General features: G+C 53.8%; 18 protein-coding genes. 10 read left to right on the top strand and 8 right to left on the bottom strand.

Annotation, left to right across the window (positions count from 1 at the left end; translation table 11 throughout):
• Positions 1-9 precede the first annotated feature (9 nt).
• From HG15A2_RS18735 to HG15A2_RS18720, 4 genes are all read right to left on the bottom strand, one after another.
• A complete protein-coding gene (locus HG15A2_RS18735; RefSeq protein WP_145062214.1) occupies positions 10-867 on the bottom strand; it encodes an NAD(P)H-binding protein in 858 nt (285 codons plus the stop codon).
• A gap of 102 nt (positions 868-969) precedes the next feature.
• Positions 970-2,451, bottom strand: coding sequence for a sulfatase-like hydrolase/transferase (locus tag HG15A2_RS18730; protein WP_246117786.1), 1,482 nt, complete (start codon positions 2,449-2,451; stop codon positions 970-972).
• A 309-nt stretch (positions 2,452-2,760) separates the two neighbouring features.
• Complete coding sequence (locus HG15A2_RS18725) at positions 2,761-3,408, bottom strand: 3-keto-disaccharide hydrolase (RefSeq protein ID WP_145062210.1); 648 nt, start codon at positions 3,406-3,408, stop codon at positions 2,761-2,763.
• Positions 3,409-3,575: 167 nt separating this feature from the next.
• A complete protein-coding gene (locus tag HG15A2_RS18720; protein WP_218932087.1) occupies positions 3,576-6,563 on the bottom strand; it encodes a sulfatase-like hydrolase/transferase in 2,988 nt (995 codons plus the stop codon).
• Positions 6,564-7,507: 944 nt separating this feature from the next.
• On the opposite strand from HG15A2_RS18720, the gene HG15A2_RS18715 reads away from it, so the two are divergent.
• Positions 7,508-8,185, top strand: a complete 678-nt coding sequence (locus HG15A2_RS18715; RefSeq protein ID WP_145062206.1) for a hypothetical protein — start codon at positions 7,508-7,510, stop codon at positions 8,183-8,185.
• A 65-nt stretch (positions 8,186-8,250) separates the two neighbouring features.
• Positions 8,251-9,816 carry a flagellar basal body rod protein FlgC gene (locus HG15A2_RS18710; RefSeq protein WP_145062204.1) on the top strand — a complete coding sequence of 522 codons (1,566 nt, stop codon included), beginning with the start codon at positions 8,251-8,253 and terminating at the stop codon, positions 9,814-9,816.
• Between the two features lie 237 nt (positions 9,817-10,053).
• On the opposite strand, the gene HG15A2_RS18705 is transcribed toward HG15A2_RS18710, so the two are convergent.
• Positions 10,054-11,700, bottom strand: a complete 1,647-nt coding sequence (locus HG15A2_RS18705; protein WP_145062202.1) for an alpha/beta hydrolase — start codon at positions 11,698-11,700, stop codon at positions 10,054-10,056.
• Positions 11,701-12,524: 824 nt separating this feature from the next.
• Here HG15A2_RS18705 and HG15A2_RS18700 point away from each other — a divergent pair.
• Entirely contained in the window at positions 12,525-13,853 is a 1,329-nt protein-coding gene (locus HG15A2_RS18700; protein ID WP_145062200.1) for a hypothetical protein, read from the top strand.
• Between the two features lie 21 nt (positions 13,854-13,874).
• Here HG15A2_RS18700 and HG15A2_RS18695 read toward each other — a convergent pair whose 3' ends face one another.
• Positions 13,875-14,213: a hypothetical protein gene (locus tag HG15A2_RS18695; RefSeq protein WP_145062198.1), complete on the bottom strand. Its 339-nt coding sequence runs from the start codon at positions 14,211-14,213 to the stop codon at positions 13,875-13,877.
• A 529-nt stretch (positions 14,214-14,742) separates the two neighbouring features.
• Positions 14,743-15,381, bottom strand: coding sequence for a hypothetical protein (locus tag HG15A2_RS18690; RefSeq protein ID WP_145062196.1), 639 nt, complete (start codon positions 15,379-15,381; stop codon positions 14,743-14,745).
• Positions 15,382-15,537: 156 nt separating this feature from the next.
• On the opposite strand from HG15A2_RS18690, the gene HG15A2_RS18685 reads away from it, so the two are divergent.
• The 6 genes from HG15A2_RS18685 (at position 15,538) to HG15A2_RS18660 (ending at position 20,229) form a co-directional block, all read left to right on the top strand.
• On the top strand, positions 15,538-15,807 hold the full coding sequence (locus HG15A2_RS18685) for a DUF202 domain-containing protein (RefSeq protein WP_315851206.1): 270 nt from the start codon (positions 15,538-15,540) through the stop codon (positions 15,805-15,807).
• A gap of 137 nt (positions 15,808-15,944) precedes the next feature.
• On the top strand, positions 15,945-17,597 hold the full coding sequence (locus HG15A2_RS18680) for a Hint domain-containing protein (protein WP_145062192.1): 1,653 nt from the start codon (positions 15,945-15,947) through the stop codon (positions 17,595-17,597).
• A 39-nt stretch (positions 17,598-17,636) separates the two neighbouring features.
• Entirely contained in the window at positions 17,637-17,951 is a 315-nt protein-coding gene (locus tag HG15A2_RS18675; protein ID WP_145062190.1) for a DUF5076 domain-containing protein, read from the top strand.
• A 124-nt stretch (positions 17,952-18,075) separates the two neighbouring features.
• Complete coding sequence (locus tag HG15A2_RS18670; RefSeq protein WP_145062189.1) at positions 18,076-18,606, top strand: hypothetical protein; 531 nt, start codon at positions 18,076-18,078, stop codon at positions 18,604-18,606.
• A gap of 93 nt (positions 18,607-18,699) precedes the next feature.
• The gene (locus tag HG15A2_RS18665) at positions 18,700-19,383 is read left to right on the top strand and encodes a transposase (RefSeq protein ID WP_145062187.1); all 684 of its coding nucleotides are present in this window, start codon (positions 18,700-18,702) and stop codon (positions 19,381-19,383) included.
• A 54-nt stretch (positions 19,384-19,437) separates the two neighbouring features.
• Positions 19,438-20,229 (top strand): ankyrin repeat domain-containing protein, encoded by a 792-nt coding sequence (locus HG15A2_RS18660; protein WP_145062185.1) that lies wholly within the window; start codon positions 19,438-19,440, stop codon positions 20,227-20,229.
• A 342-nt stretch (positions 20,230-20,571) separates the two neighbouring features.
• Here HG15A2_RS18660 and HG15A2_RS24215 read toward each other — a convergent pair whose 3' ends face one another.
• Positions 20,572-20,772 carry a hypothetical protein gene (locus HG15A2_RS24215; protein WP_218932086.1) on the bottom strand — a complete coding sequence of 67 codons (201 nt, stop codon included), beginning with the start codon at positions 20,770-20,772 and terminating at the stop codon, positions 20,572-20,574.
• A gap of 72 nt (positions 20,773-20,844) precedes the next feature.
• Between HG15A2_RS24215 and HG15A2_RS18655 the strand changes: the two genes are divergently transcribed.
• Positions 20,845-21,651 (top strand): IS630 family transposase, encoded by an 807-nt coding sequence (locus HG15A2_RS18655; protein ID WP_218932085.1) that lies wholly within the window; start codon positions 20,845-20,847, stop codon positions 21,649-21,651.
• Positions 21,652-21,696: the final 45 nt, after the last annotated feature.

The raw sequence follows: 21,696 nt of genomic DNA, 5'->3' as shown, positions 1-21,696 counted from the left end.
GATACAAAGTCACTCGACCGTTGTTCTCAGCCCATCGAAATAGTCTTGCCAGCTGAGATGTTCGCGACCGGCCGCAAGTGCGAAGTGACTTTTGTTGTTCGCCTCGCCATTGCGAATGCCTTCATAGATTCCGGCAATCACGCCGCCCAGAAAACCGCCAAGTTCTGTGATGCGTTCCTCCCGGTATTCCTCGACCGTCATTGAATGGTACTTCAGTTGGGTGTCAAAGGTATCGTTCAGGTAGTCAGCCAACTGCTGCTGGGTGATCGCTTCTCCGTGCAGGTTGTAGGTTTGGCCGTCGTGTACTGAATCCGTCAACATAGGTACGTATGCGCAAGCTAGTTCCGGACGAGTCGTATAGCCGCACTTTTCGTCACCTGCACAGTTCGCGATTTCGCCGCGCTCTTTGTAGTTATCGATGTACTCGACATCTGGCTCGATGTAGATGCCGTTTCGACCGATCGCCCACAGCAGACCGGAATCGCGAATATCTGACTCTGTCTGACGGTTGCTCTGTACAATCGGCGAGAACGCCGTGCCTTCCTCCGCACCTTGGATGCTGGTGTAGACGATCTTGCTCACTCCTGCGTCCTTGGCCGCTTCAATGACGTTGCGGTGCTGCTCGATACGTTTGTCAGGAGCATCCATGCCGGATACCAGCAGCACAGCATCGATCCCTCGGAGTGATTCTCTCAATACAGCGGGCAACCCGTAGTCACCAGGGCGAACTTCGACACCAAGCGACTCGGCTTTGCTGGGAGTGCGGGCAAGGCCAACGACGTTCTCCTTGCCGACGACCTCAACGGCGGCTTTTACAACTTCCGAACCGAGCGCACCACTGGCTGCGGTCACCGCGAGTTTCGTCATGGAAGTTCTCGTCGTTTCATTCGGGTTGGCGGTCGTGGACTAGGCTACGAGTCGTCTCCTCGCGATTTTACATCCCCGCTCGCACAGTGTTTGGAAGAACAGCTATTCTTGATCCCAAAGCCGATAGGGATCGTCCAGACGCTTTTGCTCCGCTAGCAGCAGTGCTTCTAGTTCTTGCAACTTCTCGGCGTGCGCCGGGTCTTCGGCAAGGTCGACTTGTTGCGGGCTGGGCTTATTACCTGTCAGTGCAACCACTTCGTGCGTGTGGTGTTGGGCGAGAAGTTCCCGGGGGTTTTCGTGGAGGTTGAAGAGTTGCGTTTCGCAGACCTTGCCATCAAGTACATCGTACTTGATGAGCTTCCAACCGTCGGTTTTCACGGCACGTATCCCGGGCTTGGTACCACCGGAGTAGGTGCCGTAGAGTATGTCGCGCACGCGCTCTGTCTTGCCTTCAAGCACGGGGCGAAAGCTTTTACCTTCAACGCTCGCCGGCACTTCGATGCCTGCGAAGTCGCAAATCGTTGGCAACACATCGAGTAAGTAGGTGTAGCCGGAGGCCTGACTGCCGGGCTTGATGCCGGGGCCTTGGACGAGCAGGGGCACGCGCCAGGTGTGTTCGTAGAGGTTCTGCTTGCCCATCAACCCGTGCCGTCCCACGGACATCCCATGGTCACTCGTGAAGATGACGTAAGTATTTTTTAACTCGCTCATCGCTTTTAGTTTTTCGAGCACACGACCAATTTGGATGTCGACAGCCTCAATGCAGGCGAACTCGCGTCCTATCTCGTTACGCACTGTTGCTTCGCTGCGATCTTTCAAGACTCCCTGGACGGCCACTTCATCACGCAGTTTCGGATGGCCGTGATGGAAAGGATGCTCGGGAAGATAGTTGATGGGGAGCTTCGGGGCCTTTGGGTTGACCGTCGTGGGTGGTTGCTTTGTGTTGACCGCTCCGTACTTGGCGACCAGTTCTTTGGGGCCGTTGCGCGGATCGTGGGGATGCGAGAACCCGAGGAACATGAGAAATGGATCGTTGTCGTTGGTGGCTTGGCGTGTTTCAAGGTAGTTAATTGCCTGATCGCCATGCCAATCGCTGCCCGGTTGGGCACCGCCCCGGCAAGTCTTGTCGCGGCGCACTTGGAACAATTGGTTGGCTGGGTTGAACGAGTTGCCCTTCTTGCACGTGCGGAACGTATCGTAACCGGCCGCATTGAACAGCGCAGGCATGCTCTGCTGGGTGGCCTCTGCGACTTCTGGCGAATCGAGTTTTTTTAGAGGGCGAGCTTTGGCCAAGTCGAAATTCGGCAAATGCCAAACGGTTCGCCCGGTCATGATCATGGTGCGTGAGGCAGTACAAACCGCTCCGGTCCAAGCGCCCATGTGATGGGCATCTGTCAGATGCATGCCACCCTCAGCAAGAGAATCGATGTTGGGCGTGTCACAAACTTGGTCGCCGTAAGCGTCGAGCGTGTGTGCCGCTTGATCATCGGTGAGGATGAACAGGATGTTCGGGCGTTCTTCAGCCTTGGCGGCCGAGGTGAACAGCACGCAGATGATGCCGAACAGCGCAGGAAGTATTTTCATTCGGGGGCTCTTGCGATTGCGCATAAAGGAATGTCGTGAGGGGAGGTCGCCTGAGGGGGTAAACGGAACCCAATATAGCAACTCCGCTGAGCGTTTGCTTGCGGGGTGCTTCTAGGCAGGGTGTAAGTGAATTTCTACGAAAAGACCCCGCTGGCTAAACAACCAATTGGGCATTCTCGGAGTCACTGCAACGAATCACTTGCAGCTCTATCACAGCATGGTGCAAGCAATGCGTCGAAATTCTTCTGGGTTCTGTGCTGCACGAACGTCAAAGAACCGTAAGGTTTCTTTTTCGCCGGCGGGGTTGCTCTATTGCGAAGCTTCTTCATCGCCCAGCGGACGGATTCGCAGATTGCGATAGTAGACCACGCTCTTGGGGTCGTGAGACTGTAAAGCGATCGTACCCTTGGACAAACGCCGCTCGTCGGTGACACCATTGGGCTCGGTGTAATCATGTGCGAGCTTGCCGTTAATATGCACACGAATGTTATTGCCTTTGACGACGATGCGATGTTCGTACCACTGGCCATCTTTGGCGGGCGACTCATAGAGCTTGACGACGTTGTAGAGGCTACCTGATTTTACCGGGTCGGTGTGGGTTTGGTTGACTTGGGACTCGTGCCCGTGTTTGGGCCAACCCTTGTCTTGCCACTTCGTGTGAAAGTAGATACCCGAGTTACTACCGGGGGTGGTTTTGACTTCCGCTTTGAATTCGAAGTCCGTGAAGTCACTCGCGGTATAGAACAAGTGACTCCGCCCGGGTGCCGTGCGAATAGTGCCGTCCTCGATCTTCCACCCGTCGGCCATCTCGTTGGCTTTCCAACCGTCAAAAGTTTTGCCGTCGAACATGGTGATCCAATTCTGCGTAGCCTTGTCTTCGGCGGCGGGCTCTTTGGCGTTCAGGGGGAGCGTGACAAAGCAGGAAATCGCCAAGTGAACGAGTGCAAGTGTCTTCATTGGAAGGGATCCTTGTGGAGGGAAGGGCAGGGCACGGCTGAGCTAATGAACTGGGCTGGGCGACCCTGATCTTATCCTGAAGACAGCAGCGTTTTCTACCGTTGGCTGCTTGTGCTTGCTCGAGAAAATTGCGGCAGCAACTTCTCAGAGTTGTCACGGCATATCAATTACAGCGCGGCGGGGGCACCGCGATGTAATGCAAGGCGGCGTCGAAAAATTAATGCCGAGGATGCGAAGAGCGCCAGCACGAGTGCCGTGGGTTCAGGGACTTGGCCGGCGGAGGCGGTCGCTAGTCCAGGTGCAGAAGAACCGTATTTATCTTGAATGTTTGCAAGATCGTTGGCATCGTAGTCGGTCCCGAATCCCCGTTGGAACTCGAGGAAGTCGGCCCCGTCGACGTAGCCATCGATGTTGATATCGCCATCCAACGTGATGTCCGTAAGTACACGAAACTGTAACATTGCGTCGCTATCTACGCTTAAGGAGAAGTCCAAAGTGAGCAGATCCTCGGAAATGGTTAGGAAGTCGTTTCCGGAGAGGGTAAGTCCGCGGTCTAAATCCTCACCGTACTCACCGACGGAGTTGAGAAGATTATCGCTGGCTACAAGCGATCCCGAATCGAAGAGAATGCCGATGATCTCGTCCTTAAACTGAATCGAACCGCTGACCGTTTCCAGCATTCCTGGCGAATCACCTACAGGATCAAACTGCATTAGGTAACTCACGAAATCAGTTCCTGCTGGTAGGGTTCCCATCGTGCCTAGCGAACTGTCCTCCAGCGTCTGGCCCGACGCGATCAGGGCGTCTGCAACCAATTGCACGGCTAGCTCATCGGTGCGTTCTTGAATCACTATCAGGGAGCTTGATTCAAACGCTCCATGGCTGATGTTAACTGGACGAACTGCAGGGGAAAGGGCGTCACCCGAAAAAGAGGCAATGCCTTGATTAGTGGGGGCTAGCGCCGAATTGTATTGAGACTGTACGTCGCTCGCACCAATGGCATGGTTGTAGAATCGGAAGTTGGCCAGTTCTCCGCGAAAACCACCACCTGCAAACGGCAGATCGCCTGTGCCGCCACTACCGCCTAATTGGCCTGGCCCTGAGTTGATATCGTTGTTGCTAATCCCGCCCAGGGCAGCCCCGTCGTACGCGTCCCAGCGAAGGCTTTCCCCTTCGCCGAGTACGCCCGCAACGCGTCCTGCCAGAGCTCCATTGATATAGACTTCACTGTAGCGATCATTCGGATCGTCGTTGAATACGGTGGTGACGTGAAAGAAGTCTTGCGTAGGATCGAGAAACCGATCGAGCTTCGCGGTGACGGTTAAATCCTGCGAACTATTCGACTGCGTGTCCGCGAGGACGCGAAAGCGGACGTCGTTGCTCTTACCGTCGGCATCTGCGTCTCCTAGGGTCACGGAGAGTCCATTCGTGGCGTCGCCCGATTCGAATAAAATGTGCTCGCCACTGAGCGAGTCCAGACGCACCCAAAACTCCATCGACGCCGAGCGATTTAAGTCTGGCGTGCCAGCGTTGGGGGTATTCTTGCGCATGTCGGTCAAATCACCCACTTGGAAAAACATACGACGCATGGCGTCATTCCCGTCGAAATGAAATGCCTGATTCTCCAATTGACGCTGGTAGCTATTGGCCACAAGAGGGGTGGGACTTTCGGACCCTTCACTCAGTGCGAAGGTTTCGCGGATTTTGTTTTTCACTCGAATTTGCGATCGCCACGCATCGCTCTCGGTGCCTGCGGTATCTGCCGACCACTCCAACGTGATATTGTCCTTCACGTCGAACGCGAAGGACGCATCGACGCGTTCCAGATAGCGATCAAGCTTGCTTTTTAGCTGGGCGGCAAGCGCTGGCTGTGAGGCGGCTAGGTTGAACGTTTCACCCGTGTCTGTAGACAGATTAAAGAGTGAGAGTTGATCGGGTCCGCCATGTTCGCCGTAATGAACGTGCAGCTTATAGTCACCGTCTCGAATGGCCGAGGACGGTGCGATCCGGTAATTTGGCCCAATCCCGTAGTTGTGGGGCGAATGCCAGTAGATCTCGCCCCCCTCATGGAAGTTTCGTGCTAGATGGTCCACGCCGGTGGGCAGATCTCCCGCGTTGTGCAACACACTAGAAAAGTCGGCCCCTTCGACATTCTCAGGGAGCGTAGCGGTATTGCCTGCAAGACCGGCGATGGTCGAGAAAAGATCAGTAGTCGTGATAGGAACATCGCTAACGCTATTCTGCTGAATGCCTGGTCCACTTACCACAAACGGCACACGTATACCGCCCTCATGCAAGGTGGCCTTGCCGCGTTTCAGGGGGGTGCTCGAACTCAGAGTCGTCGGGGCACCATTGTCGGAGGTGAAAATCACATAGGTGTTGTCCTCAACGCCCAGCTCGACCAACTTGTCCATCACCGTGCCGAGAGCATTGTCGAGATCTTCAGTCATGGCCGCATAGTCGACACTCTTGTGGATCGTGCCTGCGGGAAGGTTGCTGTACTTGTCTATCAATTCCTGCGGTGCACTTACAGGGTCGTGGACTGCACGCGTAGACATCTGCACAAAAAAAGGTTTGCCCTGGTTGACTTGTTGTTCAATGAAATTACTGGAAAGAGTGGCAAGCTGGCCTACTCCCTTCGGGTCTTCGGGGCCCGGTGCCTTAGGGTCAAGTGAGTCGTCGTAGCCGAAGACCGGTGGCGCGGGTTGTCCTTCGAGATTGAGGTGCCACTTTCCATAATGGGCTGCAGCATAATTAGGATCAACTTGCCTTAAGATTTGCGGAATCGAAGTCAACGAAGGATCAAGAGGTTGGGGAGCGGGTCCGGTGAGTGGCAAGCGGCTGTAAAGCCCTGTCCATCGGCCTGTGCCCGGTCTTGCATCCTTCAGGTCGGTCATTTGCAGCTGGGCCGGGCTCATTCCTGTGAGGATTGCCGCGCGTGTGGGCGCGCAGACAGAGGCAGAGGAATACCCGTTGGTAAAACGCATCCCCTGAGCAGCCAGCTCTTCCAGCCTTGGTGTCTGATAGAAGTCGCTCTTCGACCCCGCGATGCTGGGGTCCATCAACACGGAGGTACCGTTCCAACTTTGGTCGTCGGTAAGGACCAGCAAAATATTGGGTGAGTTGCCCTGAGCGAGCGTGTTATGGAAAGGCACCACAGCTAGCACAACACACAGTAGTCTAATTCGATATTCGGCCAGAAAACCCATGTAATTCACATCTCCTAACTCTATACAAGGACATTCATCCTTGGTGAGCAAAACTAATCATCCAGAACGGAATAGAATACGGGAGTGTGAATGCGTAGCAGGGCAGCTTTCCGGACACCCGCCGGCAGCACTTGGGGACCCAAACGAGATAGTTGCTGAGCTCTCCCATACCCCCCAAAAGGCCTCCACAAGTGCTTCAGTCTAGCAGCACGCCCAATGAAGTCAAATTAGCTGCTGGAATAGGAACAAAGAAGCAACCGCTAGTTTGTACGCGTGGCAAATCGAGCTGGCCTAGCCTCATGTCGAGCGTCGTGCCCTAAGCGACGCGATGCCTAGCTCCTGGGTCGTCCCCATTGGAGTCCAGCTCAAGAGAGCTGCTCTACCCGGGGAACTTTGCCTTCCAGCCGTCCGGCGCTTCGTAGTCGACCATGACGACCCAGTGCGAAGCCAAGAAGGCGAGCTTTCATAGAAGATCTCCTGGTTTTCCGATCGCTTTCTCTTGACGGTTCCCCCAGCACCTGTCTACTGTGGAACGAGGGGGCGATCTCGTTGCCCCTACCATTCCTCTCGCAGACATTCTTTCTACGCTCATGAGTTAATTACCAGCCTGACGGTCAGCGACCCGAGCCCTTGCGGGGCTCGGAGGATATCGCGATCGAAATTTCGCCAGGCTGGCAGCGTATCTATTTAGTCGTCTGCCCTAATTCTCTTCTCCGGAACCTCTCTCCGGTGTTTGATTCGGCTTCGTCGCGAGACCAGTATTCGTCCGCTAAGTCGGCAAGCGACCACTCACTTATACCCTGTCCGCGCGAGACGTAGCTCGCGGGCCAATCACAAACCCACTGTTTAGTTCCCATTTCACCACTTTATTCGCTTAGCAGGACATATTTATGAAACGTTCACTCTTCCAACTTGCTTTCGCCATGCTGCTACTCTTCCAGCTGACCACTCAAAATGCTCAGGCTCAGACCATTCTCTTGCAAGACGACTTCCAAGATGGCACCAATGGTGGCTGGGGCTCACCAAACGGTAGTACGACAGCAACCAATATCGCCAACGCCGGGCCGGATGGTGCGGGCGACAACGCGATCGACGTTGCCTTCAACAACCTGTCGGTCGTACTCAACAATGCCCAGTGGTCAGGCGATTGGACGGCTCAAGGCTTTCAGCAGATTGCATTCGACGTGAAATCGCCTAGCAACAATCCCACCGATCTCACTCTCTGGCTAGGTATCGTTCAAGGGCCACTATCGTTTGGCAGCGGAGACAACTATGTCAGCGCTGCAAGCCAAACGGTGCCCTCGGACGACCAATGGCATCAGGTTGTATTCAATGTGGATGCGACTAGCTGGACGGATGTCGGCGGTAGCGATATTGCTGATGCCCTAACAAATGTTTCGCAATTAAGAATCACCCATAACCCCACATCCAGTTTCGTGGGCGTGGGCAGCGTCGGTGGTTTGCAACTTGATAACATCACCGCGCTCGGTGTGCCTGAGCCTACAAGTGCCTTGCTCGCAATGGTTGGGCTGCTTAGCGTTTCCTGCGGGCGTCGCCGTCGTGGGTGAGTCGCTGACTAACTTGAGCTACTAACGTACCCCAAAACTTATTATTCGTTGCGAAGTCTATTCCTATGATGAAGTTCCAAATTCTGTTTCCGTCGCTGCTGGCTAGTTTAATTTTCCTGGTAGCCCCCTCAGCTTTTGCCGCCAACCAAACTGCGACTACGACGCCGGTGATCGTTGGGGGCGATTTGCCCTACCGCGTGAGTTTGCAGCGCTACGACATGGCAACTGCCGAGGTGCCTTCGCTGCATTCCTTCGCTGCGGCTGAACACGACGGGCAATGGGTCGTGATTGCTGGGCTGACCAACGGCTTGCATGGCTTCGATCTCAATCAAAGCACTCTTCCCGACAGCAAGCAGAATCGCGACGTGTGGGTCATCGACCCTGTGGCGAAGACTTCCTGGCATCGCACACTCGATCCGAGCGACCTGGGCAGCGGACTTACCGAAGCTCAAGTGCTGTCGCTCACGACGGCTAATTCGCAGTTCGAGCAAATTGGCTCGCGTCTCTACATGACTGGCGGCTATGGCGACACGGATCCACTCGACGATACTCAGCGCGGCACATTCAATAACTTAACCGCGTTCGATCTGCCCGGCTTGGTAGATTGGGCGAAAGGTGGAACGGGTACGGCGTCTCAGCATATTCGCCAGATCGACGATCCAACTGGCGAGACCTTCAAAATAACTGGCGGCGATATGTATGAAGTCGATGGCCAGATGCAGTTGGTGTTCGGGCAAGATTACGAGGGACGCTATCGCGGTAGTCTCAACGGCGAGTATTCCAATCAAGTTCGCACCTTCACGATCCAAGACGATGGCACCACGTTGGGCTTCACGACGGTGCAGAATTCGACACCTGAAGATCGCTTTCGGCGTCGAGACTTGAACGTTTACCCCACGCTCACCAAAAACGGCGATGGCAGCTTGAGTGAGGCACTGACAGTGCTGGCCGGCGTGTTTACTGAGACCAACGGGGCGTGGACCGTGCCGGTGGAAGTCGACGGGGCGGGCAATCCGGTACAGGCCGATGGTGGGCTCGATCCGTTGAATGCCGGCGGCGTGCTGGACAACTCAACCGCCGTGTTCAAACAGGGGATGAATATATATCACTCCGCCAAGCTGGGGTTGTTCTCCGAAGGTTCTGGTGACATGCACCAGTTGCTATTCGGTGGCATTACGATGCAAGAGTACGACCCCACGAACCCGGCCGCTGATGCGAACGGTTTTGTGACCGACCAGCAATTGCCGAATACGAATCAAATCAGCTCAGTTGTTCGTGACGAGAATGGCAAGTACGAGCAGCACTTCCTGGGTGAGTACCCTGAGCTGTTTGCCGACGACAATAGTCGCTTGCGCTTCGGCTCGAATGCGGAGTTCTTCCTCGCCAACGGCATCGACACATTCGACAATGGTGTGATCGATCTCGATGCACTGACGGGCACCACGCAGGTGGGCTACATCTACGGCGGACTGATCGCGAATGCGCCGCATGTGTTTGGTAACCCCACGGGGCTATCATCTGCGAGTGGCGAGGTGTTTGCCGTGCTAATTACGCGGGTGCCTGAGCCTACCAGCCTAATTCTAGCCCTTGTCGTGATGTGTTCGCTTAGTGCCGGTCGTTGTCGAGCTTGAAAGTAGGGAATGGCGCTTCGCATCTTTCAAACCTCCGACTAACCACCAAAACAAGACGTCGTTTTAACGCCATCGGCAAGACACTACGTTCACATGCAAGAGACCTTGCACGGCGAGCGCAACCGGCAGCGTCTACTTTGCGATTGAACTTCCCAAAACCAAGAGCCAGCTCTTTAGGAAAGAGTTTCCTGTGAGAGTGACCAAGGCGAGAGCGTCGCACATTGCTCATTGCGGGGGCTAGTTGGCAAAGGCTTGCTTGAGTCGTAAGACCTCTTCCTCGCTCCACCCCGTTGGTTCCGTGACAGCGATCCAAGCCTCGATGTAATTGGCTGGAGCATAGTTGTGTCCGTAACCAGTCGGCACACTGGTTGCCATCGGCAAGTCACAGGCGATTTGCAGAAAAGTTATAATGGGGTACCAATCCAAATAGGGAGAAACATCAGGGCCGCGTTCTCCATCGAGCCATTTTGGTTTTTGGTAGAGCAGACTTGGTGAGAAGAAAACCATCGGGTCACTGGCGTGTTGGACATACAGGCAGCGCATTGAGCTCCACGGTTGGTTAGGAGTGTCGATCGCCGTATGCTGACCCATGAAACGCACGACCCTTCCATCTCGAAATACGGGCAACCATGCAGGGGAACTGGGCTGTCTAGCTCGGGTAAGTCGCGACCATACGCGACTCGGGAATGGCGGGCCGCTCCAGAGTGTGCCTTGAATCGGATCTTCAAAAGTGTTCAAGAGATCTGCCGAGGTTTCTGAACCTAGCGAGCCCAGGCTCAAACCATGCAAGTAGAGTTTGGGACGACTAGATCTGGGGAGCTTCTTCCAGTGTTGATAGACTTCCTCGAACAGGGCCCGAGCCGCGACCCTCGATTTATTGGGGTCGACCAAAATTGTGATCCAACTCGGGAGATAGGAGTACTGCATACTGACAATTGCGGTATCGCCCGCATGCAAGTATTCAAGGGTGTCAGTAGCACCAGGATCCAGCCAGCCAGTTCCGGTTGGCGTTGCGACAACGAGAACAGATCGACTGAAACCACCTACGCGTATTAGTTCTTTCAAGGCAAGTTTGGCGCGTTCCTGCGTCGTTTCTCCCGATCGCAGGCCCACATAAACACGGAGTGGTTGCTGTGCTGGTTCTCCGGAGAATTTGCTCAACTGCTCCTTCGTGGGGCCGCTTGCAATGAAGTCTTTGCCTTGACGTCCAATCGTATGCCAGGGGATAAGAGATGTTTCGCTGCCCGATGCTAGTTCGCTGGTCGGTTGTTCGATCCCCTCGTCGGTTTGGGCATCAATACGAGAGAAGATTGTATCGGCTAGGCTTAACGCAGATTTTGCTAGGACACCATTGACGAGCAAGATCACGAGGGCTGTGGCAATTACGAAACCTAAAGCATTCGAAATGCGCCGTGGGAAAATGCGATTATTCTTTCTTGCGATGTACGAGCAACTTTTCCAGAAAAAACGTGTCGCGGCAACGAGCAGTCCTCCAAGAATAATTGCAATCAGCAAGACGCGAAGTGGGTAGGCGCTTTGCAGAGGCTCCATCTCCATCAACGTACGAATTGAGTTTTGCCAGACCGTTGCACGCCACAAAGAAATGCCAGCTGTTACCGTGGCGAAAATAGTGACCAGCCACTGGCCGCTTGATTTGGCGCGGCCGCTTGGAACCGGGAGTTCCAAGTAAGTCCATAGCCCAACGAAGAGCCAACCCACACCGTACCCCACGGCCAACTCGATTCCCGATAGTAGACCTTGGACAATATGGTTTCGCGGCAAGAGCGAAGGGGAAAGAGAGGCAGCAAAGAAGAGTGTGGCGAATACTAGCCCAACATAGGAGAATGTCGTGCGGTATTGAGTAAACCAAACTCGCAAATTCACAGCACACTCTCGCTTGCCAGGAAATCTTAGGTCGAAGAAATAACTATGGAGTCCGATTTTAGTAGTGACCTAGGGACATTGGAATCCCTGGAGTACCAGGGCTGGATCCGCGGCCTGTTGATGATACTTAGAGCTGTTCTACCAGTGAAGATACTTGGAACTGTTCTGCGAGTGGTGATACTTAGAACTGTCCTACGAGCTGCTCACTCAATGCACCGAATTTGCTTGACGATGAACAATGCAGTGGCTTAGCATTAGAGTATAGTATAGGTACTCTTCTGGTCCCGCTTTTGTTCGGTTTAAGCACAGCTGAACAGCGGTGACTCCAAAAATATATGCGACTTACATCACTAAGAAGGCGTCGAATATGACTGCAAAGAACATGTTCCCGAGGAACGGCTCGCGTTGCTCTGCATTGGCTGGCCTGGTGGCCCTTGTCCTTTTAGGGCTGGCCACTGCTTCAGCACAGTATCGGAGTGGTTCCCCTTATTCTCGCTCGCAACCCGCACAACCGCCAAAGTCTTACTCGGCTATGAATGTAGGAGGGTTTACAGGGAACCCTTACCGAACCAGTCCAGTGGCCCCCGCAGGACTGCCTATTGGCGGCAACGTTCACTCCTACTATGGGAGGGGAAGTGCCGGTGGCTCCTTGGGCTATCACGCTCCCACAAAGCCTTTTTCAAATGTTCATCAGCCACGGCCATTGATAACTTCCATGGAGGCTGCGCGGATCGACGTTGCCAGAGGTTTGTGGCGATATTGATGAGAAAGCTGCTTAACATTACTTCAATTACATTACTCACAAGAGTACCAAGGAACATCTCATGCAATCTGTAGGCAAACCTAACTCAATTCAATGGCCAGTTGTGGCAACCGCATTCGCACTGCTACTACTTGTTGGCGGTGCTAGGCAATCTGCTGATGCTCGCGAAAAACTAAGTGAGCCGTCGCCACAAACCGCGCACAACGGCGCACTTCACTACCAACGTGCCATTCTCTTCTTGACGTCAGTTGACCCGGTTAAGCGTGAGATACTGCAAAAGCCGATCTGGGAGATCGTTACCCCCGCGACGACGGATGCTGAAATAGCCAAGCTTGATGAGCTACTGATCGAGTCACGTCACGCAATCCGTTCAGCACGAGTCGGATCGAATCAAGCGAGTGCTGACTTCGGGCTTGATATCCAGCAATACATGGTTTCCTCGTTATTGCCCCATACGCACTCGATGGTCGATTTATCTCGCCTGATGGCCTTGGTGGGCATCCATCGCGAGTCGGAAGGACACTGGCAGGAGGCCGCGGATGCCTACTTCGCTTGTCTCCGGATGGGACGGCATATGACGCACCAAACAACCCTCGCCGAGGCTTTTGCGGGTGCCGAAATACTAGAAACCGCTTACTTTTCCCTAGGTCGGTGGGCCGTCAATTGCCCTGACCAAGCATTGGTGAAAGAGGCGTTTGACCTGTTGACCGTTGTAGCTTTCGATCTAGTCCAGCCAGCCAAGACGATGCAATCGGAAGCGAACATTCTAAAGATGAGAATGGACGCTTTACGCCACTCGTACCCGGATGGCCCCTGGGCGGAGATCGTCCTGGAGGCATTAGGGGCAGAATTCCCTGCGGCTGGACCTGAGGCGATGCAGAAAGCGGCTCAAGCCGCAGCAATTAAGCATGGTATTCCGCAATCGGCATTCGATAGCGAAGCCTCTTTTCTCCAGCATTTGAATCGGATGGCTGCTCTCCACTTTGCCATGGCTAATGAGTCCGCCCAGTGCCTAACACAATCCGCCGCTGATGCGATCCGTTGTGGTGAGAAAGTCAATAGAAAGTACCAAGACAAGTTGATGAACACACAGAATACCGGCAACTGGGATCCAGCAAAGATAGCGTCCCTGTTCGCCGTACACGATGCAGAATTTACCGTGTTGCGTACCACTTTGGCTATTGCAGCAGCCAAATCGGAAAACGGTTATCCGGCCGACTTAAACGCCATTGTGGACGAGTTTGGTGGAGAAGCCCCGCTGAGTCCCTACGACGGAAGCCCTCTGGTTTACGAAGTCATCGACGGCGGCAAAGCTTTCTCATTGTCCGTAGCTGCCGCAAAGATCGGCAGCGTAGATTTGCCAGCGATCAAATTCAGTTCGGCGCAATAATTGGTGATGCTCTTAAACGAGCTAAAAAGATAGGTTGTAACGTTCGGTCATCGTTTGACGAGTTTGGGCAGACAGACTTCGCAATTCCTCGACGATCGTATGCGCTGATTCCAGGCCCCGACTTGCTTCCTCAGCTTGAATCGCCTGTCGATCTCGCAGGGAGTCCTGTTGTTCGAAGTATCCGTAAGTTCCATACCGGCCATACCGTCGTCGCCCTGCATACGAAGTCGACTCACGCAGGTCGCTGCGCTTCTGAGCACGATCTAGCACGCTGACAATTCTGTGGAGCGAGTCAACGACGTGCTGCCCAAAACCAGCAAGCTCGGGATCGACCTGGTTGCTGTCTAGGTCTTCGATCAAGCGGGCGAATCGCTGAATCCAAAGGTAGTGTCCGTCAACCTGCGCACATTCATTGTTAGGGTATGCCCTTGCGGGCGGACGCGGCCACCGCGACTTCCCAAAGCGAATGCATGAACTCGTAGTCAAACTCTGCCGCCATGAGAATTTGTTCAGCGCGTGCGGGCAGATCAATCATGCCACCACGAATCGCCTCGTCGCCACGTTGATTCCAGTTCTGAGCTTGAGCCAGTGGGCCACTTTGGCATTAATAACAATCAATGCATTCGCAGAGCTAGGCACTCGTGTTGCAATCTGTTCTACCTGGACGCTTGCTGATGAGTAGTGAGCTTAGAATGCGAGGCAACAAGCAAGTAGCAAGTGTGGATTGGCGTGTCTAGCCATGCTTACATACCTAAGGGAATGAGCAACGCTTTTTACTTATCCGACTGTGGATAACAACGACGGTTTAAGACTTTAGATGAGCCGCTTGCTCGAATAGCTCAAGATTCGATCTGTAGGTCTCAATTCTCTGATCTCGATGGTGGGGGGATCAGCGCTGATGCATCGTTGCGATCGGATTGCAGTTGCAGGAACCGTCATACTGAGGCATTGAACCATGCCAAGGATCGGAGGCCACGTAGCGATCGCCATTGGTGGTCCATTGATAGCCACCAATGTGCATTACTGCAACACGACGCGAACCGTGCCACTCCCAACGCCTTCCGCTATCGAGGTCGAAGTGGGAACGGATAGTTCGCCCGCGCACAATTTGCCAATCCCCATTCTCATCCAGCCGTACATATATCTTTACCCCCTCGCGGCGACTTTCTTCCAACCAACTCCCTGCATTTCGCCCCAACAGTTCATTGGTTTCTTGTGTTGTCGTCACCAAATCAAACCTGCTGGGGAGTTCCGTCGAGCCGGTCCCTAAGGGATAGGAAAACCCTCCGCCACGTTTTGCGAATGCCCAGACATATCGACCCCGACTCTGACTAAAATGATTGTAGATCTTGCCGGGCTTGATTTCCTCAGATTCAACAGCGACGAACGCCCTGTTGATAGGGTTGTACCTGCGGACCGAAGCGGTCGCTGAACTCTCTGCTGCTAGGGATACTTCTGCGGATAAGCAGTGGAAGACGAGCTGCCCGAGGAAAAGGCACACAACGCGAGAAAGGGTTAGTCTGGTCATTCTCAGTGGTCTCCAGATTGCAGAAACTTGTTTCAGCGCTGAACTCGCCGGATACTTTAGGCTAATACGTCCGATCTCGCGATTCAAGCTTCTAATCGCTTAGGAAAAGCTAAAGAATACGCCACCTGACGAGCGGCTAGATGGTTCTAGGCCAGCATGGTAAAGCGATTCTTAACACCTGCCTGCTTCAGTAAATTCACAATGAGACTTGTTATGCAAAACCACTCCGCAGACGAAAGCCATCGGTCAGAACGAAATCGGTTGGCTTTAGAACGCACGAAGCGAGCTAATGAACGTACACTGCTGGCCTACACCCGCACCTCAATCATGTTAAGCGCAACGGGTGCGACCTTATTACTCTGTACGGAGAGCGGCCGGTCTACCGTATCGTCGGCTGGACATTATTGGTCGCTAGAGCCTTTGTGATCGACGTAGGGATAAGTCGGTTTTGTAAGTTGAGCCGTCTTTTCAAGTGACCTGCCCCCAAAACCTGTACCACAGGTTATGAGAGTACGGGTTGGGGTGTCTCTCCGCCCTGCTGGAGCGGAGGAGTTGGCTGAGGCGTGGTCGAAGGCAGCTACGGAGGGAAGAATCCGGGCGACAAAGTCATCGAAGATTCACTTACCCTCCGTGAAGATTACAAAGCCCGTGGTAAGACGATCACCTCAAGTGGTAGCAGCGAAACCCTCTTCAATAAGAACTACAAGCAGACCCAAGAAGCCGATGGCTCGGGGACGATCTACGAGAGATTCATCGATACCGTGCAAGGGATTGACGTTGAAGGCAGCGAAACTTACGAGGCGCCCAGCACCGAAGAAAGCCCCGGCGCGGCCGCGGCGGCAGAGGCCGTGCGGGCGATGGAGGAGGACGCCAACCAGCAAGCCATTCTGTTCTTCAACACGGCCTCACCTGCGGAGTTGAATGCCTTCATCCAAGGGTTCTCTCCCGAGGGCTGGGAGCAGTACACCAACGAGACTCTTTCGGACGAAGCCGTAGCCGCGCTCTCAGCGGCCTCGCGGAACCTGCCGCAGAATCAGCAGAAGGCGGATGCGCAGTATCGAACTGCCGATTTGTACGGCGATGAGGTGCTGGACACTGCCAAAGGGTTCTTCTACACCGGCCCCAAGAATGCGATTACTGGCGTTTGGGACGTTGTGACCAGCCCCATCGAAACGGCCAAAGGTATTGGCAATGCGATCTTGAACCCCATCGACACAGCACAGGCGCTTTGGGCCGACGTCGTCGAAAAAGCGAGCAACAGCGAAGGCCGAGGCGAGTTGGCCTTCGATGTGGTGAGTTCCCTAGTCGCCGCCTTCAAGGCGGATAAGCTCAGAAAAGCGGGGAAGATGGCGAAGCCGAAGAAGGTGGATGTTGATGTCAATATCGCTGATGCGAACAAGCAGATCAATGTCCTCCAGGATCAATGCTTCGCTCCCGAAACACTGGTCGCCACGCCCGATGGCCCGCGTGAAATCAAGGACATTCGCAAGGGCGACACGGTCTTGGCCTATGATCATGAGTCGGGCACCTGGCGAGAGCGCCATGTCGAGAAGTTCCACGAGAACATCTACGAAGGCCCGCTACTGACCATCCATACCGAGCAAGGGCCGGTAAGAACCACGATCTACCATCCGTTCTGGGTTCTCAGCGGCCGCGACCTCGAAGAACGCAGTGCTCCACGCGAGCTTTCGGACCACGAAGACGAAGGGCTTTCACTGCAAGGCCGTTGGGTCAATTCGCACGAACTCCGCTGCGGCGATATACTGATCGGACAGGACGGCAGCCGCCAAGCGGTGCTCAAGATTGAGCAAGAGTTTGTCCAAGCCTTTTTGGTGCATAACCTAACGATCTCGGAAGATCACACGTTTGCGGTCGGGGCGGATGCACTGCTGGTGCACAATACTGCGAAGTGTGACGTTGAAGGTATATATGAGTTTCCAGACAACCTCAATTCCAATAAGCCCTATGTCGGACAATCGGGAGATATTCCTGGGCGCTTGCGACGTCACGAGTTAGACGGCAGGATGACTCCTGGTACAGAAACAACAACTGAAGTTCTTGGAGGCAAAACTGCCAGGGAACTTGCAGAACATAATCGAATTCAATCTTTAACCAATGGCCAGCGAGCGAAAACTTCAGATGTTGTTTCAAATCTACGCGACCCAATTGGTCCCGGTCGGCGTCCGAAACTTGGCTTGCCGGACCCGACTGATTAGTCCGCGTCATCACCATTACCGTGAGGAAAATGATTCCATATGATTACAACACATAACAATCAACTTCCAATTCCTAACCCCGTTGAAGCTGATGCCAAAGCAAGAGAATTGCTGAGGGTCTGGGCTGGCGGTGGCAAGCAACATGTTGCTCTCGCAACTGGTCTATGGAAGGACCCAGCGAATTGGGGAATTATGCTTGTAGATTTGGCTAAGCATTTAGCAAGAGCATATGAACAAACAGATAACCTTGATCAAGCACAGTCGCTTGCTCGCATAAAGGCGGGCTTTGACGCTGAATGGAATTCTGCGACAGACAATCCTGAAGGTGGCATAGAGCAAGAAAAAGGTTCCTGACACCTTTTCTCACCCGAAGAAATCTATGTGAAGCAGCAGTTGCTATTGAGCAGAAACCTCGACGAGGCTACTCAACAACTCTTGCAAAAGCAGATAAAGAAACTGAAACTGAGGGGGACTCGCGATGGATATTGAGAGCCACCGATACTTTGTGGTGTTCAACCTGTTGCGAGAAGGTGACAGCGCTTCTTACTTGCTCGATGGCGTTGACTTTTATCAAGGAGCTACTCAACGAAGAGATGGTTTCTGGCTTGTCAATGAATTAGGGCATTCTCGACCGCAAGGAGAGATAATACCCAAGCACGTTTCTGGAAAAGGCCAGGTCTTTGAATTTGTGGGCAAGTCGATATCTCCTTTGCCGAGCCTTCTTACTACGAATCCAAGAGCACGATGGGCGTTTTCAGGAGAAGTGGAGGTATCCACTAATGAGGAAGTCGACGAAAACCTGAAGGCAGCTCTACGTGATAGACTGCCCCTGTGTGGGACTAAATGGATCGGGACGCTCCAGCTTGTTGGTGACACTTATCAGCTTCATGTATATTCAGAGAGTGAAACGAAGCTATCTGGAGTCGAGAAAGCGTACTGTCCTGACTGGGCAGACAGCATGGAAGACGATGCCCTCATTTTCACTATTGGAATAGGTGCCTCAGAGTGAGTCCAATCATGTCTGCCATCTTAATCATGGGAGAGAAAAGGTGTCAGGAACCTTTTTCTTGACACAGCCGCTTGTTCTGCTTAGTTTGCCGGTATGGGAAGACCACATCGAGCCGCGCAGGGGGGACTTGTTTACCACGTTCTGAATCGCGCCAATGCGCGGATGCCGCTGTTCGAGAAAGACGAAGATTATCAAGCCTTCGAGAAAGTCCTTGAAGAAGCGGTCGAACGGACCAACATGCGACTGCTCGCCTACTGCGTGATGCCCAATCACTGGCATCTGGTAGTGTGGCCCGAACAGGATGAGGACTTATCACGCTTCACCGGCTGGCTCACGCTCACGCATACCCAACGTTGGCACGCGCACCGCCACACGACGGGTACCGGACATGTTTATCAAGGGCGGTTCAAGTCGTTCCCCACACAAGACGATGAGCATTATTATCTGCTGTGCCGTTATTTAGAACGGAATGCGTTGCGCTCCAATCTAGTCCAACGTGCCGAAGACTGGCGTTGGGGGAGTCTCTACCGCTGGCACCAAGGGAGCACTCAAGAAAGGGCCTTACTCTCGGCTTGGCCTCTGCGTCGCCGTCCTGGTTGGGTTGATTTCGTCAATCAGCCTCAGAGCGAAGCCGAACTGCAGCCCTTAGGCCAAAGCGTACAGCGGGGCATCCCTTACGGCGAGCCTACTTGGCGTGATCGAATGGTTGGCGAGCTGGGCCTCGAAAGCACTCTACGTCCTCGAGGGAGGCCTCGCCAGCAAGAAAAAGGTTCCTGACACCTTTTCTCACCCTGTTGATTGGTATTTCACTCTTGTTGAAAGCTGTTGCCCATGTTCCAAACCGTCAGATATTGGCTTGTTACTACATTGCTTCTTCTTTTCTTGCTACTAGGTTGCGGAGAGCTTCCCTTGAGTTTGACAAGAAATCAAACACCAGCTGTTGATTGGTTCAGCGACGATGGCGTGCTGGCGTTGGTCGAGTCCGCTGAGCGGGGGGACACGAAGGCTATTGATAGGTTGGTTGCAAAAGGAGTGGATGTGAACTCGTGTGGTAAAGGAAACATTACACCCCTGATTCGTGCACTTTTGAGTCGAAATAAGGAGGGGTTCATGTCGCTACTGGAACATGGGGCCGATCCGAATATTTTGACGATACGTGGGGAATCAGCTCTCAATCTCGCCGCCGAGCTCTCAGAAGAGTATTGGCTGAAAGCCCTACTTGAGCATGGTGCTGATCCCGATCTGGAAAACACCGGAATACCCTTTGAATCTTTCACCGGCCAGACTCCCATCTACTATGCGATTTCCAAGGAGCAAGTAAAAAATGTCAAGCTGTTGATCAAGGCAGGGGCAAACGTAAATCATCAAGATATTTACGAAAGGACCCCCATGTATACCGCGGCAGCTACTGCGGACTTTGAAACAGTACTCGAATTACTCAACGCCGGAGCGGACAATAACATTAAGAATATGCATGGCAGCACTGTAAATGGATTATTCATCAAGGGACGAACTGTTCGCGTCATGCCCGAGGAAGAAAAAAAGTGGTACTTCAAAGTGGTAGAGTTTCTAGAATCAGAGGGTGTAGATACTGGCGTTTCACTTGATCCCGCAAACGAGTGAGCAGCAGGTCTCTCGCCGGGTACGACTGCCGAAAGTGGAAACAGTGCGTCCCAGAGCACACTCCAAACCTTCTCACCATCACCAACCCCGGCCAAACTTCTCCCGCGCTTTTGAACCCCCGATTCGATAAAATGTAGGGGCTCAGTTGTGCCCTGAGACTATTCTCCAGCGACACGTCCCCTGCGACGCTTCACCAACACACCATCGCGTTTGACGTAAGTCCACTTGCCCAGTCTCGAGCAAAACCCCCTTTTGCAAGCAATACTCCCGCACACCTGCAAGCCCATCAACACCACAAGCCTAAGCCCTCAAACAACTTACAGCCCATCCTGGAAAGGAGCTTCACCCGAGTTTTGCACAGTGAAAGCGTGTTTTCGCTGACAGAGCAAAACTCCCAGCAATTGACTTACGTCCAACGGCACGATCAGCCGTAACGAGCGCATCACCAACCGCAGCACCAGCTTCGGCGGTCATGCGGGCTTCATTGAAACGCCGACCGACGATCACGACGTCACCACCCGACGAGTTTTTCGCCCGGATCACGAGAATCATCCCGATTGTGGTCCCAACGATCCTGATGACCCGGATTGCTACCTCCCCCCTGGTCAGCGGTATTTGAAGGCGGGTGCGGCGAACTTCTCGCTCACCAAAACCACCAGCACGAGTACGCGTCAGGAGGATTACGACTATTCGAGCAGCAACGGCGCCACCACGCGTCGCGGTACGTTCGACAAGGAGGACCAGAACACGCGTGAGACGATCGATCAGGTTCACTTCAGCGATGTCGATGAGAACGGTGCCGGGCTGACGATACAAAAGAAGTCCTCGCGTGCCGCAGAGCAGGACCGCAGCGATGTCGTCGTAGCGCGTCAAGACTGGCACGCGACTCAAGAAACGGTTGATGCGGAGCGTCTTGTCTTTCTGGACGAAACCTGCTTGAAGACCGATCTGACTCGAATCCGTGGTTGGGCCGAAGGGGGAGATCGACTGCTCGAAGCGATTCCCAGCGGTAAGTGGAAAACCAATACCTTGGTGCAGGCGGTGGCGTTGGATGGCACGCGTGCCGCGATGGTGCTGGACGGCCCGATGAACGGAATCTGTTTCACGGGCTTCTGTCAGTGGTTATTAGCTCCCGCCTTGCATGCGGGCGACTTGGTGGTGATGGATAACCTTTCCAGCCACAAATCGGCTTTGGCTGTAGCGGCGATTGAAGCGGTGGGTGCGGAGGTGGTTTACTTGCCTCCCTACTCACCGGACCTGAATCCGATCGAGAATGTCTTCTCGAAGGTCAAGCAATTGATACGCGGCTTGCGACCACGCAGTCTCAAGAAAATTGTCGAGGCGGTGCAGCAAGTACTTCCACAAATTACTCTCGACAATCTAGAAGCCACCTTCGGGCACTGCGGAAATACCGTTACGTAAAAAAGTATGTTGCTCTAATTGGGGCACTGAGACTTTGGTCAACTT

The sequence above is a fragment of the Adhaeretor mobilis genome (assembly GCF_007741515.1).
Lineage (GTDB): Bacteria > Planctomycetota > Planctomycetia > Pirellulales > Lacipirellulaceae > Adhaeretor > Adhaeretor mobilis.
This window is presented reverse-complemented; position numbering and strand designations above follow the sequence as displayed.